Source organism: Nocardia sp. NBC_00511 (assembly GCF_045161165.1).
Lineage (GTDB): Bacteria > Actinomycetota > Actinomycetes > Mycobacteriales > Mycobacteriaceae > Nocardia.
Genome location: NZ_CP107849.1, coordinates 149,027 through 162,990 on the forward strand (window position 1 = coordinate 149,027; position 13,964 = coordinate 162,990).

Consider the following 13,964-nt stretch of genomic DNA (forward strand, 5'->3'; position numbering starts at 1 on the left):
ATAGCAATCGCATTCTTTCTGTCTTCTCGCAATCGTTACGGGAGCGCGTAGGGGATGCGAGGCAGCAGAATGGGTGCGCCGGTGGGGGATCAAGGGAGCAGGTGATACCAGAGGGCGGTGGAGGCGACGTGCGCCTGATCCAGCGGTAGGTAATGTCCGTCCTCGCGCCAGCCCAGCGCCTGCACCGTCGCACGCAGCCCGTGCGAGAAACAGATCGGGTCGGGAATGTGCCAGCGGTACATGCCGAATCGCTGGTGCGGTTCGTAGATTCGATGCGGCGGCAGCACCTGCACCATGCCCAGATACGGGGTGGAGTAGGGGCGATAAGCCCCGTCGAGGTCGAAATTCCAAGCGCCGCCGAAGTAATCCTCGGTGCCGGTGCCGCAGATGGTGGGGAATTCGGTGTCGTCGTCCAGGTAGAACTTCAGCTCGCCCTCGCCCCACCAGCCGGGTGCGCGCGGCGCGATCGCCAGGTAGGTGCCCACGTATCGGCCTGGGCCACTGTCGATCTCGACCAGCGGATGCTCGGCGGGCGTGCCGAGCGGATCGCTACAGCGCCACCGGGCATGCAGGTACCCGGCGGCCTCGGGTAACTCTTCCTCGACGTAGGTGATCTGATAGTAGACAGGTACCGACCGGTCTGAACCATTGTGCAATGTGATGAGCGCGCTGGAATGGAAAGGCATGGGCCAGTAGCTGTTCAGCCCGCCCGCCGGAGCCACCACGATCTGCTGTGAATTGACCAGCGCCAGCTGATCCCAGCCGTTGCAGAAGAAATCCCCCAGCGGCACCGCGATCGCCGGTTCCGCCGCACCGTCCCAATACATCTGGAGGGTGAAATCGCGGAGAACGGCACGGTCGGTGGTGAGCCACAGATGGCGGATGACACCCGGCCCGCCGGATATGTCGGCGAGCGTGGCGGTTTCGCCCGCGGGCAGATCTATCGACGGTGAGACTTTCCAGCCGCGACCGAGTCCCGCGGCGGCGAATGCGCCGGTCCCGGAAATGGCCCGGCCGCCCGCGCCGGGTTCGCCGGTGGGGTTCTCCGCGCTTATCGAACGGGTACGCCGCCCATCGAGCTGCCAGATCTCCTGCACCATGCGAATTTTCGCACGGCGAACGAGAATGTGAAGCGGACATGATGCGGACATGCGAATGCCGACGCCGTCCCACACCCGGCGTCGGCATTCGAGTTCAGTGCTTATCTACCGACCGTTCAGAACGCGATATCGATCCGAACGGCGCGCGGCGATCAGTTGGCGGAACCGGTGCCCAGACCCGAGGAGCCCGAGGACGCGCCCTGCGCGATCAGCTTGGTCTGCAGCGCCTTGTAGGTGTCGGCGTCGATGCCCAGACCATTGCTGATGAAGTTCTGGATCGAACCGTAGGACGCCACAGCCTGCGTGAACGCCGCGTCCAGGAAGCTGCGCTGCACACCCAGCACGGGGGTGAACAGGCTGCGGTCGGTCACCAGGCCCTGCGACACCAGCGCGTCCAGGGTGGCCTTGTTGCTGGCCGCCAGGCGATCGTTGGACGCCAGGTAGTTGTCGTAGATGTTGTTCTGCGGGGTGCCCAGGATCGTCATCAGGATCGCGGTCATCCAGCCGGTGCGGTCCTTGCCCGCGGTGCAGTGGTACAGCACGCCGCCGCCGGTGTTGGCGATCTCCTTGAGCGCGGTGGAGAACTGGGCGCGGGCGGTGTCGTCGGTGACCATCCAGCGGTAGTAGTTCTCCATGTACGCGGCACCCTTGCCGTCACCGAGCTGCTGCTGCTGAACGGTCGGACCGCCCTGCACCACCTTGCCGAAGAACACGTAGAAATCGTTGTTCGGGTCGTAGACCGGAAGCGACTCCACCGGAACCGAACCCGGCTGATCCGGATTCGCGGCCCGTTCGGTCGGGCTGCGGAAGTCGATGATCTTGGTGATGCCCGCGGTGACCAGCGACTGCTGATCGGCCGCGGTCAAGCGGTTGAGCGCGTCCGAGCGGAAGACCAGACCGGACTTGATGCTGCCGTTCATCGCCGCGACGCCGCCGATGTCACGGGCATTGGGAGCGGCCTGCAGCCCGAAGCTCGGGGCCGGGGCCTGATGCACGATCGACACCGGAGCCGCGAAGGCGGCCGGTGCGAGCGTCATCGGGGTGATGGCGATGAGCGCTGCGGCTGCACCGGTCAGTGTGCCGCGTACTGCACGCGAAATCGTCACTAGGGGTTTCCTTTCCATCACGGACCGGTTGTAGGTGTCCCGGTCCGAGTTCTGGCGCGGGCGCTTTCCACCGGGGTCGGGGAGAGCGCCCGCGGGGCCGGATCATTCGGCCGGAGTTTCCGGACCGATCGGTTTCCGACGAGCGGCGGCAAAGTGTCCTGCGGGCAACGGTCCGGTGCGGGTCCCGCTGAGCGGGATCGCGCATCGCACCAACGGTTTTCGCGCGGACAGGTCGGCGGCGGCGTGTTAGCGCGCGGGTTACTCCACGTCGGCCAGCAACGTGATGGTGCCCGCCGCGCCGTCGACCCGCACCCGCTGACCGTCGGCCAGCGCGGTGCTCGCGGTCTTGGTGTCGACCACGCACGGGACGCCGAATTCGCGGGCCACGATGGCGGCGTGCGAGGCCGCGCCACCGATATCGGTGACCACCGCGCCTGCGTACGCGAACATCGCGGTGTGGCCGGTATCGGTGACGGCGGCAACGAGAATGTCGCCCGGCTCGATATCGTCGTCGAGGCCCAGCACCCGCTTGACGGTGCCCTCCACCACGCCGGGGCTCACACCCAGACCGGTCAGGGTCTCACCGACCGGCAGCGCCCCGGAGATCTCCTCCGGCTCCCACGGGCCGTTGACCACGTCGGGCATGCGCAGCTCCTGGAAGCGAGCGCGCTCGGCACGGCGGCGGGCCACCCGGTCCTTCATATCGGCCGGGGCCCACAGGATTTCGTCGAGGTTCAGGAACACCGAATCCTCGATCTCGGTCAGCTTGCCCGCCTGCACCAGCCGGGCCGCCCGCTCCTGGGTGACCAGGCGCAGGCAGTTGGTCACCCGCACCACCGCGTCGCGGGCCCGCTCGCGGTAGACGGTCGCGCCGACCGCCATCTTCGCGGTGCGGCTGGTCGGCTCGGGCACCGGCTGCCGTTGCGGCGCGGGCATTTCCGCGGCGCGACCGGCGGCGGTCACCAGCAGTTCGGGACGGTCGCCGAAGGTGGCGTTGATCAGCTCGCACTCACCCGGACCGCGGTGGCCGATGCGGGCCAGCTCCTCGTCGAGGGCCTTGGCGAACTCCGGCGACTTCTCGCGCGCCGCACCCACATCACCGCTCTTGGCGACACCCTGCAATCCGGAGTCCTTGCGGCACAACGCCGCCAGACGCTCGACGGCCAGCATGGTCTTCGCGGACTCCAGCCGGTTGAGGTCGATCTTCACCTCGCCCTTGTGCGCCGCGGTGGCCGCACCGGTCATCATCACGCCGATCGAGGCGGCCTGCCAGGCCTGGTTGAGCCGGTCGCGCCACAGCAGCGCGCGAGCGTGCAGCTGCTCGTCGGTGAGCTCCGAGATCCGGTCGCGGTCAAGGGCTTCCGCGTGCGAGGCGGCATTGATGTGCTCGGCGGTCGCGGAGAACTTCAGCGCGGTGGCGGCGACCCGACCCATGGCCTTGAAGGTGCCCGCTCGCGCGGCCAGGCCGGTCGGCATGGCGGGACGGCCCTTCGGATGCAGCTCGACATCGCCGATGGTGCCGTAGACGTCGCGGCGCACGCTCTCCTCGTCCCAGCCGGGCATGTTCTGCGCGGAGAAGACGCCGATCGAGGCATTGATGTACATGTGGTGGCCGAGCACGCTGGTCACCCGGGACACCCAGTGCTCCAACGCGATTCCCTCGATCGCGATCATGTGGCCCATCGCCTCGTTGCCCAGGCGGATCGCGCCCGCCTGCAGATCGATGGTGAGCGGAGTCAGCGGGCCGGGCAGCGCCTCGGAGGTGTTGGTGGCGGTGTAGACGGGGATGCGGTCGTCGACCTGATCGTCGAACTCGCCCTGAAGGCCCTCGGGGGCAGCGGATTTCAATGCGTAGCCGTCGGAGGTCGGGGCATTCTGCGGCACCACGTGCGAGGGCAGCGGGATCGCACCACGCTTGGCCCGAATGCCCGAGCCGCCGCTCTTGCGCCCGTGCAGCCCACGCGCCACATCCGCGATCGTCTCGGCCGCGGTCCAGCCGTACCGGAAACCCCACTCGTCACGAGCGGCGGCGGTGTCCACCTTCGGCCGGTTCGACGACGACTTCGGCAGCCACGCACTGTATTTCACGCCCGCGTCGGTGAAGATGCGCTTCACCTCGGGCCCGGCCAGCTCGCCGGGCGCGGCCAGTCCGACCACGCCGCCGCGCTGCGACAGCGCCGCCAGCACCAGGAAGCGTTCCAGGTCGTCGTAGTGCAGCACCTGCAGGATCGCCTGACCGGCGGTGAGGGTCTCGAGGGTGCGCCAGCTGCTGTCGTCGATGCGGCGGCCCGCGACCACCGGGGTGCGCACGATCAGCGCGTCCACCCCGCTGCCGGTGACGATCTTCTCGACACCCGAATCCTGGCCCGCCGCAACGGGAACCACCAGGCGCGCCCCGGCGTCCTCGGCGGCAGCCGCGATGGCGGCCACCGCCGGACCGGCCAGGTGCACGACCGCGTCGACTCCGGCCACCGCACGGGCGCAGACCCGGGCATCGGACAGATCGCCGACGATCACCTCGACCTGCGGGTCCACGTAGCGATGCCGCTGCCGGTCCAGGCCGACGACCTGGTGGCCGGCTGCCGTCAGCATGCGCGCCACGGCGCGTCCGCTCGGTTCGGTGACTCCGGTGACCAGAATCCGCATTGACTCTCCTCCTCGTGCAGGCATCCCCAACCACAGTGACGCCGTTCACACACCATCCCCAGTGCGCACTCGGCTCACCGGTCACAGTCCCGGTCAACGGGATCGGGGATTCGCTCAGCAAGATGGGGCGCTAAGTACGGGGGCCCGCAGCAGGCACCGTCGAGGCATGACAGTGCGGAATTCGGTCACGCCCCGGGCGGCCGGCGAAGTGGCCAGCTACGACATCGAGACCGACGTGCTGGTCGTCGGCTACGGCGCGGCCGGGGCGTCGGCCGCCTTCGAGGCGGCCCACGCCGGAGCCCAGGTGCTGGTGCTCGACCGCGCGGGCGGACCCGGCGGTGCGTCGGCCATGTCGGGTGGCGAGATCTACCTCGGCGGCGGCACCCCGGTACAGCTGGCCTGCGGTTTCAATGACACTCCGGAAGCCATGGCCGCCTTCCTGACCGCCGCGCTCGGGGTCGGCGCGGACGTCGCCAAGATCGAGGAGTACAGCGCGGGCAGCGTCGAGCACTTCCACTGGCTGGTCGATCGCGGGGTCCCGTTCAAGCCGACCCTGTGGGACTCGCCCACCTGGGTGCCGCCCACCGACGACGGCCTGATGTGGCTCGGCGAGAACAGCTGGCCCTTCACCGAACTGGCCACCCCCGCACCGCGCGGCCACCGCCCCACCGCCAATGACTTCGGCGGCAAGCTGTTGATGGAATGTCTGGCCGCAGCGGCCGAATCCGCCGGTGCCACCGCGATGTTCGATTGCTATGTCTCGACCCTGATCGTCGCCCGAGACGGCGCCGTCGTGGGAGTCGTTGCGCGGCAATACGGCAAGGAGATCACCGTCCGCGCCCGCCGCGGCGTCGTGCTCACCACGGGCGGCTTCGTCGACAACGACGACATGCTCGCCGCCCACGCCCCACAGCTGCTGGGCCACACCAAGGTCAGCGCGGGCACCGACGACGGCAGCGGCATCCGCATGGGCCAGGCGCTCGGCGCGGGCGTGCGCCACCTGTCCGCGGGCCAGGTCGGCATGTCCCTGATCCCCGGCCTCGCCGCGCGCGGCCTGGTCGTCAACGGCCTGGGCCGCCGCTTCGTCAACGAGGACACCTACCCCGGCCGCATCGGCCAGCACGCCCTCTACCGCCAGAACATGGGCGGCAGCTGGGCGGGCGACGACACCGCCGTCTGGGTGATCGTCGACGAAACCGGTTTCGAGGACGTCCCCGAACCCCAGCGCTGGGGCGTGCGACCCACCCACGTCGCCGAAACCCCCGGCGAACTCGAACAACTCACCGGCCTGCCCACCGGCTCCCTGACCGCCACCCTCGCCCGCTACAACGAACTGGCCACCGCCGGAACCGATCTCGACCACCACAAATCCCCCCGCTGGCTGCGCCCCCTGACCGCCCCCTTCGCCGCCATCGACGTGAAGGCCGGAATCCGCCCCCCGTCGGAATCCGGCGACCGCCGCGGCACCGGCGCTTCGGTCTTCACCCTCGGCGGCCTCCACACCGACCTCGACGGCCACGTCCTGGACCTCGACACCCGCCCCATTCCCGGCCTCTTCGCCGCGGGCCGAGCCGCCAACGGCCTGCACGGCTTCGGCTACATCAGCGGCACCTCCCTGGGCGACGGCACCTTCTTCGGCCGCCGCGCCGGAACCTCCGCCGCCCGCAACTCCTGACACATCACAGATTGGCCTCGTGTCGTGTCCGGGTGGCTGACCTGCGGCGGGGCAGACTCGAGGGCATGAAGGGTGAAGGTCCGGGGCAGGACCGAGCGGCAGAGGACGACCTATCGGAGCGCGGTGACGAGGCGGAGTCGGGGAAGAACCCGGCACCGGGAGAGTTGCCGCGCACGGATTCCGCAGGCGGTGGGGAATCGGCCGGTGCCGGTGAAACTCCTGCCGCCGCGCCGACCGCCTCGGTGACGAGCACCGGTGTGGAGAAACCGGATAGCGATGTCGCACAACAGGTGAGCCCCGAACACGGCCGGCACGAGGCGGCGAAGTTGGGCGAAACGGGCACGGCCTCCGCGGCGTTGGTCGCATCGGAGCTGGTGACTTCCGGGGAGGCGGACGGCACACCGCGGCACGGCCGGCATCGGCGTGCGGAGGACGCGGAGGGCGGTACGGGGACCGCGGCTGCGGTGCTGGTCTCCGCAGGGGCCTCCGACAGTGCGGCCGGAGGCGGGTCAGCGGGTTCGGGTACGGCTGCCGGAGCCGTGGCGGGACAGGCGGATTCGGCCGAAACGGGTGGCACCGCAGACCGCAAGTCGTTGCTGGCGCGGGTGTGGGGCGTGCTCGATCGGGCCGAGCAGGCGGTGCGGCCGAACTATCCCGGCTTGGTGGTGGCGTGGATCTTCTTCCTGTGGGCGGTTTCTCCGTCGCTGCTGCCCCGGACCTGGCTGTTCGAGGGACTCGTGTGCGGGATCAGCGCGGCCATCGGATACGGCGTCGGGTGTGTGCTCGAGTGGGCGTTCAGCAAGTGGGTGCTGCCTCGGATCCCGCAGTCCTCGGTGGGATGGGCCAAGCTGTGGCGGCCGGGTGAGACCGCCCGGGCCGTCGGCAAGGCGATCGTGGTGGTGGGCACCATCGTCGGGGCGGCGCTGGTGCTGGCGCGGTCGGCAAGGTGGCAGCGGGATCTCGAGTCGCTGATGGGGATGCAGCCGACGACCACCTCGGGCTATCTGCGGGCCGAATTGGTGGCCGCGGGAACGCTCGCGCTGGTGATCGCGGTGTATCGCGTACTGCGCTGGGTCATTCGGCGACTGGTGCGGCTGGGCAATATGGACCTGCGGATTCCCCGCAATGTCGCCTACCCGCTGGCCGTCGTGCTGGTCGCCACGGTCGCGGTGCTGCTGTTCCAGGGCGTGCTCGCGAAAGGCTTCTTCGCCGTGGCGAACTCGGCGTTCAGCCTGCGCAACGGCAAGACCTCCGACTTCGCGATCCAGCCGCAGCAGGCCGAACGCTCCGGCAGCCCGCAGTCGCTGGCGGCCTGGAACACCCTCGGCTCGGAGGGTCGCTGGTTCGTCTCCAACGGCCCGAACTCCGACCGCATCGCCCAGGTCACCGGACGGCCCGCCAAGGAACCCATCCGGGTCTACGCCGGGCTCGACTCCGCCAAGACCCCCGAGGACGTCGCGAATCTCGTTGTCCGGGAACTGGATCGCACCCACGCCTTCGACCGCAAGGTGCTGGTCGTGGTCACCACCACCGGCACCGGCTGGGTGGACTCCACCACCACCGGCTCCGTGGAGTACATGTTCGGCGGCGACACCGCCATCGCCGCCACCCAGTACTCGTACCTGCCCAGCGTGCTGTCGTTCCTCTCGGACCGCCAGAAGGCCACCCAGTCCGGCAAACTCGTCATCCACGCCGTCCACGAACGCTGGGCGCAACTGCCGCCCGACAAGCGCCCCAAACTCCTGATCTACGGCGAGAGCCTCGGATCCCAGGGCTCCGAGGGCGCTTTCACCGGCCTCGACGACATTCGCAGCATGGTCGACGGCGTGCTCTGGGTCGGCCCGCCCAACTCCAACCGCATCTGGACCCAGCTCGAACAGCGCCGCGATCCGGGCACTCCCGAGATCCTGCCCGTCTACGCCGACGGCCTGATCGTCCGATTCGCGGGCACCGCACCGGATCTCGGGCGCCCCGCCCGCCCGTGGGTGAACCCGCGCATCGTCTACCTCCAGCACGCCTCCGACCCCATCGTCTGGTGGTCGCCGGATCTGCTGTTCACCCAACCGGATTGGCTCAAGGAACCGCGCGGCTCCGACGTCTCCAAATCCATCCGCTGGTGGCCCATCGTCACCTTCTGGCAGATCAGCGCCGACCTGGCCAACGCGCAGGGCGTCCCGTCCGGCCACGGCCACCGCTACGGCACCCTGGTCCTCGACGGCTGGACCGCCGTCGCCCAGCCGACCGACTGGAGCCCCGACCTGGAGGCCAAGGTCCGTGTCGCCCTCGACGAGGACATCACCTGGGAGTACGCCCACAAATAGCACCCGCCGAGACCGGGATTCCGATGATCGGGACTATTTCGGTTAGAAACACCTCACGGGCCATAGCTTCGAGTGCAAGAACTCTTGCACGAGGAGGGAACACCCGCATGACTGACAAGGTGCTCGATCGAGTCCGCGATCTGCTGCCCGCGCTCCGCGACCGGGCCGTGGAGGCCGAAGAGCAGCGGCGGGTCCCCGACGCCAGCATCGCCGAGCTCACCGAAGCCGGTGTGTTCCGCATGCTGCAGCCGGCCCGCTTCGGCGGTCTGGAGGAGTCGCCGGTCGCCTTCTACGAGGTGATCCGCACCATCGCCACCGTCTGCCCGTCCACCGCCTGGGTCTCCTCGGTACTGGGCGCGCACCCATGGCAGCTGGCCCTGTTCGAGGACCAGGCGCAGCAGGACGTGTGGGGCGAGGACCCCGACACCCTGGTGTCCTCCTCGTACGCGCCGACCGGCAAGCTCACCGTCGTCGACGGCGGCTACGAGCTCTCGGGCCGCTGGCAGTTCTCCTCCGGCTGCGACCACGGCCAGTGGGTGTTCCTGGGCGCCCTGGTCCCCACCGCCACCGGCATGGACTACTTCACGGTCCTGGTGCCGCGCACCGACTACCGCATCGAGGACACCTGGAACGTGTCCGGCCTGTCCGGCACGGGTTCCAACGATGTGGTGATCGAGAAGGCTTTCGTGCCCACTCACCGCGCCTACTCGGCCGCCGACCAGGCCAACCTGGTGGGTCCCGGCCAGGCCGTGAATACCGCTCCGCTGTACAAGATCTCGTTCGGCGCGCTGTTCTCCAACACCATCACCGCCCCCATCATCGGCGCCGCGCAGGGCGCCTACGACGCGCACATCGAGCGTCAGCGTGAGCGCGTGCGCCTGTCCTACGGCGGCCAGAAGGTCTCCGAGGATCCCTTCGCCCACGTCCGGATCGCCCGCGCCGCATCGGAAATCGACGCCGCGGTCCTTCAGATGGAACGCAATATGGGCGCGCAGCTGCGCTACGCCGAAGCGGGCGAGGAGATCCCCTTCGAACTGCGCCTGGCCACCCGCCGCGACCAGGTGCGCGGCACCGAACGCGCGCTCGAGGCAATCGACCTGCTGTTCAAGAACTCCGGCGGCCACGCCATTCGCCGCCCGAACATCATCGAGCGCAACTGGCGCGACGCCCACGCGGGCAGCGTGCACGTGATCAACGATGTGGAGCGCGCGCTGGCCATGTACGGCAAGGGCGCGATGGGCCTCGAGGTCGCGGATCGGATGCTCTGATGACCCTTTCGGTCGAGAACACCACCCGCTGGGTCACCGTCGACGGCCACCGGCTGCGCTACCACGAGGCCGGTACCGGCGCACCCCTGGTGCTGCTGCACGGCTCCGGCGCGGGCGTCTCCGGCTGGGCCAACTTCGGCAACAACCTCGAGGTCCTCTCGCAGCACTTCCGCTGTCTGGTCCTGGACCTGCCCGGCTTCGGCGCGAGCGGCCGCCCCGAGGTCTACGAACGCAACTACCTGCGCATCGCCGCCGACGCCGTGCTCGGCCTGCTCGACGAACTCGGCATCGAGAAGGCCCACCTGCTCGGCAACTCGATGGGCGGCACCGTCGCGACCCTGCTCGCCCTCGACCACGCCGCCCGCGTGGACCGCCTGGTGCTGATGGCCCCCGGCGGCGTCGGCGTCAACATCCTGGGACCCGAACCCTCCGAAGGCATTTCGCGCCTGATGGAGTTCAACGCCAACCCCACCGACGAGAAGGCCATGGGCTTCCTGCGCGCCATGGTCTCCAACCCGGCCACCCTCACCGAGGAATTGGTGGCGACCCGGCTGAAAGCCGCCGCCGACCCCAAGGCCCAGGCCGCCCTGCGCGACGCCTACGCCACCTTCTACAACCCGAAACTGGCCGAGCCGCTGCCGCTGTGGGCCCGGCTCAAGCAACTCACCGGCGAGGTCCTGATCCTGTGGGGCCGCGACGACCGCGTCACCCCCGTCGAGGGCTCCCTGTTCGCGGCCCGCCAACTCCCCAACGCCGACCTGCGGATCTTCTCCCGCTGCGGCCACTGGGTGATGGTCGAACGCAAGGACGCCTTCGAGCGCTCGGTCATCGACTTCCTGAACAACGGTCTCTGACAACGTCTTTCGTGCCCGTCGCACGCATCCGAACCCGGGTGTCGCGCGGCGGGCGCGAAGTCGTTCGCGGCCGCGACAATTCACTGTTCCCCCCTCGCCCCCAGCGCTACAGTCCGACCATGACGTGGACTGCCCCGGAAATCGAGCGCACCAGACAGCACCTGAGCGGCGACGAACGCGCCATGCTGCAATCCTTCCTCGACCACCAGCGTGACCTGCTGCTCCTGAAATGCCAGGGCCTCACCGGCGAGCAGTTGGCCACCCGCAGCACCGACCCCTCGAGCATGTCGCTGCTCGGCCTGGTCCGGCACCTGACCGAGGTCGAACGCGGCTGGTTCCGCGGCAAGGCGGCAGGGGAGCAGGTCCCCTACGTCTATTGCACCGAAACCAACCGTGACGGCGACTTCGACGACACCGTGCCCGCCGACGCCGAACCCGACTTCACCCGCTTCCGCGAGGAAATCACCCTGTGCGACAAGGCAGTCGCCGCCCTGCCCCTCGACCACACCGTCACCCACCCCCGCACCGGCCTGGACCTGTCCCTGCGCTGGATCTACCTGCACATGATCGAGGAGTACGCCCGCCACAACGGCCACGCCGATCTCCTGCGCGAACGCATCGACGGCGCGACCGGCTACTGACGCCTCACAGTTCGTGCTCGTGGGCCCACGCGGCGAGCTGGGTGCGCGAGGTCAGCCCCAGCTTGGTGAGAATGTGCTCGACATGGGTCTCGGCGGTCCGGATGGAGATCACCAGATCGGCGGCGATCTTCTTGTTGCTGTGCCCCGCCGCGACCAGCCGCGCGACATCCTTCTGCCGCCTGGTCAGCAGCGCCGTCTCCGCTGCCGTCGCCATCGCGGTGCGGGTCGCGCGCTTCGGAACTGCCGCGGCCACCACGATTTCCGCCGCGGCCGGAGTGCGACCCAGCGCGTAGTCGATGGCCTCGTCCAACGGCAGATTCGCCCCCGCGCCGAACGCGGCCCGGAACGCGTCCTCGCCCAGTGCCTCCTGCACCTGCTTGCGCTCCTTGTCGCCCACCTCGGTGGTGATGGTGTGCGCGAGCCGAATGGTGCTGCGCTGCAAGCTCTCCGCCGACCCGAGCAGCCGCGCCGCGCGTTCGTGGTCGCCGCGCGCCGAAACCGTCCACGCCAGCCCCTCGAACGCGGACGACAACCAGATGCACCGCTCGAACAGCGCGAGCTGCTCGATGGCACGACCATGGAATTCGGCCGCCGTATCGAGTTCACCGCGCCGCCAATGGTCGATGCCGACCGTCCACAACGCCAGCCCGCCGAGCAGATGCGACCCGCTCGCGGTGGTCAATTCCAGGAAACGGTCGGCCAATTCGGTCCGCCCGGGAGCATCCAGCACCATCGCCGCCATGAACGAGAAGGCGTGCGAATCCATCTCGATGGCATGCTGCCCGTGCGTGGCCGCCAACTCGATTGCCGTGCGCCCCAATTCGAGTGACCGCTCCCGGTCGCTCTCCGCGAACGCCAGCAGCGACTGATCCAGGGCCACCTCGGCCATGATGTCGCTGTCGTCCAAAGTCGCGGCCAATTCCAGGCATTCGGTGACCAGTCGGCTCGCCGATTCCCGATCACCGAGCAGCGCCGCCAGCGAAGCCGCCGACGACAACGCCTTGGCTCGCTCCGCGGTCCGCTCCGGGTTGCGCTCCAGCGAATCGGTCAGCCAGCGGTACCCCTCCGACAGGAACCGGTTGTGCTCCCAGAACGGCCGCAGCACAGTAACTGTCGCCATGGTCCGCAACGGCTCGTCCTCGAGCCCCGACCGCAGCGCCGCACGCAGATTCGCGTGCTCGCGACTGAGCTCCCGGAACCAGTCGACGTCGGCCGCCGTCCAGTACGCGGTCTGCCCGCGCATGGCCAGCTGCCGATAGTGCTCCCGGTGCCGAGCCCGAACCTCCTGCGCCACACCACGATCGGCGAGCCGATCGGCGGCGAACTGACGGATCGGCTCCAGCATCGAATAGCGCGCGGTGTCGCCGTCGAGGCGCAGCACCACCACAGATTTGTCCACCAGCCCGGTGAGCGCGACGATCAGCGATCCGGCCCCGAGCTCGCAGATGGCCTCCGCCGCCTCGATGTCGAAACCACCGGAGAACACCGAAAGCTGTTCCCACAGCAGCTGTTCGGCCGGCGTGCACAGGTCGTAACTCCAGCGGATCGCACCCTCGATGGTCTGCTGCCGCTCAGGCGCGGTACGCGGCCCGGCACTGAGCAGCCCCATGGTGTCGTCGAGCCGGTCCAGGATCTGCTCCGGCGTGAACATGCGCAGCCGCAGCGCCGCCAGCTCCAGCGCCAGCGGCATCCCCTCGAGCCGACGGCAGATCTCGGCCAGCACCAGCCGATTCGCGGGCGTGACGGTGAACCCGGGATTGGCGGCACTCGCGCGCTCGATGAACAGCTGTAGAGCGTCCCCGTCCTCACCGGCGGCGGGCACGGTCAGCGGCGGCACCGGCATCACCTGCTCGCCCGGAATGCCGAGCACCTCGCGGCTGGTGGCCAGTACCCGCACGTCCGGGGTGGTCGCGATAATCCGCCCGACCAGCGCGGCGCACGCCTCGATCAGATGCTCGCAGTTGTCCATGATCAGCAGCAGCCGCTTGTCGGCCAGGAATTCGGTGAGCCGCGGCAGCGGCGCGGTCGACTCGTCGCGCAGGTTCAGCGCCTCGGCCACACTCAGGGTCACCAGGTCGGGGTCCTGGATGTCGGCCAGCTCGATCAGCCAGACACCGTCCGGGAACGCGCGCGACACCAGCTGGCCGATCTGCCGGGACAACCGGGTCTTGCCCATACCGCCCGGTCCGAGCAGGGTCAGCACCCGGGTGGTGGGCAGTAGTCGCTTGGCGGTGGCCAGCTCGTCGCGGCGGCCGACAAAACTGGTGACCTCCTCGGGGAGGTTTCCATTGACACGCCGCGCCATGGACTCCAACCTATGTGATCTGTCCCATTCCATGCCACCGGCGGTACA

9 protein-coding genes are annotated in these 13,964 nt (G+C 69.1%); 5 read left to right on the forward strand and 4 right to left on the reverse strand.

What is annotated here, in order from left to right; genetic code table 11:
* Nucleotides 1-89 precede the first annotated feature (89 nt).
* From OG300_RS00740 to OG300_RS00750, 3 genes are all read right to left on the reverse strand, one after another.
* Entirely contained in the window at nt 90-1,100 is a 1,011-nt protein-coding gene (locus OG300_RS00740; protein ID WP_405491039.1) for a glycoside hydrolase family 172 protein, read from the reverse strand.
* 152 nt (nt 1,101-1,252) lie between these two features.
* Nucleotides 1,253-2,206: a tyrosine-protein phosphatase gene (locus OG300_RS00745; RefSeq protein WP_405491041.1), complete on the reverse strand. Its 954-nt coding sequence runs from the start codon at nt 2,204-2,206 to the stop codon at nt 1,253-1,255.
* Between the two features lie 258 nt (nt 2,207-2,464).
* Nucleotides 2,465-4,852, reverse strand: a complete 2,388-nt coding sequence (locus OG300_RS00750; protein WP_405491043.1) for a PEP-utilizing enzyme — start codon at nt 4,850-4,852, stop codon at nt 2,465-2,467.
* Nucleotides 4,853-5,018: 166 nt separating this feature from the next.
* On the opposite strand from OG300_RS00750, the gene OG300_RS00755 reads away from it, so the two are divergent.
* From OG300_RS00755 to OG300_RS00775, 5 genes are all read left to right on the forward strand, one after another.
* On the forward strand, nt 5,019-6,527 hold the full coding sequence (locus tag OG300_RS00755) for an FAD-dependent oxidoreductase (RefSeq protein ID WP_405491045.1): 1,509 nt from the start codon (nt 5,019-5,021) through the stop codon (nt 6,525-6,527).
* Nucleotides 6,528-6,592: 65 nt separating this feature from the next.
* The gene (locus OG300_RS00760) at nt 6,593-8,848 is read left to right on the forward strand and encodes an alpha/beta hydrolase (RefSeq protein WP_405491047.1); all 2,256 of its coding nucleotides are present in this window, start codon (nt 6,593-6,595) and stop codon (nt 8,846-8,848) included.
* Between the two features lie 107 nt (nt 8,849-8,955).
* Nucleotides 8,956-10,116, forward strand: a complete 1,161-nt coding sequence (hsaA, locus tag OG300_RS00765; protein ID WP_405491049.1) for a 3-hydroxy-9,10-secoandrosta-1,3,5(10)-triene-9,17-dione monooxygenase oxygenase subunit — start codon at nt 8,956-8,958, stop codon at nt 10,114-10,116.
* A complete protein-coding gene (locus OG300_RS00770) occupies nt 10,116-10,970 on the forward strand; it encodes an alpha/beta fold hydrolase (RefSeq protein ID WP_405491051.1) in 855 nt (284 codons plus the stop codon). Before hsaA ends, OG300_RS00770 begins: the two co-directional genes overlap by 1 nt.
* A gap of 119 nt (nt 10,971-11,089) precedes the next feature.
* Complete coding sequence (locus OG300_RS00775; RefSeq protein WP_405491053.1) at nt 11,090-11,611, forward strand: DinB family protein; 522 nt, start codon at nt 11,090-11,092, stop codon at nt 11,609-11,611.
* Nucleotides 11,612-11,615: 4 nt separating this feature from the next.
* Here the strand turns inward: OG300_RS00775 and OG300_RS00780 are convergent, their stop codons facing one another.
* Nucleotides 11,616-13,916: a LuxR C-terminal-related transcriptional regulator gene (locus OG300_RS00780; protein WP_405491055.1), complete on the reverse strand. Its 2,301-nt coding sequence runs from the start codon at nt 13,914-13,916 to the stop codon at nt 11,616-11,618.
* Nucleotides 13,917-13,964 lie beyond the last annotated feature (48 nt).

Excerpts from the sequence above, each read along its gene's own strand:
- OG300_RS00740 (WP_405491039.1), bottom strand. The coding sequence starts at position 1,100 with ATGGTGCAGGAGATCTGGCAGCTCGATGGGCGGCGTACCCGTTCGATA.
- OG300_RS00750 (WP_405491043.1), bottom strand. The coding sequence starts at position 4,852 with ATGCGGATTCTGGTCACCGGAGTCACCGAACCGAGCGGACGCGCCGTG.
- OG300_RS00755 (WP_405491045.1), top strand. The coding sequence starts at position 5,019 with ATGACAGTGCGGAATTCGGTCACGCCCCGGGCGGCCGGCGAAGTGGCC.
- OG300_RS00760 (WP_405491047.1), top strand. The coding sequence starts at position 6,593 with ATGAAGGGTGAAGGTCCGGGGCAGGACCGAGCGGCAGAGGACGACCTA.
- hsaA (WP_405491049.1), top strand. The coding sequence starts at position 8,956 with ATGACTGACAAGGTGCTCGATCGAGTCCGCGATCTGCTGCCCGCGCTC.
- OG300_RS00770 (WP_405491051.1), top strand. The coding sequence starts at position 10,116 with ATGACCCTTTCGGTCGAGAACACCACCCGCTGGGTCACCGTCGACGGC.
- OG300_RS00775 (WP_405491053.1), top strand. The coding sequence starts at position 11,090 with ATGACGTGGACTGCCCCGGAAATCGAGCGCACCAGACAGCACCTGAGC.
- OG300_RS00780 (WP_405491055.1), bottom strand. The coding sequence starts at position 13,916 with ATGGCGCGGCGTGTCAATGGAAACCTCCCCGAGGAGGTCACCAGTTTT.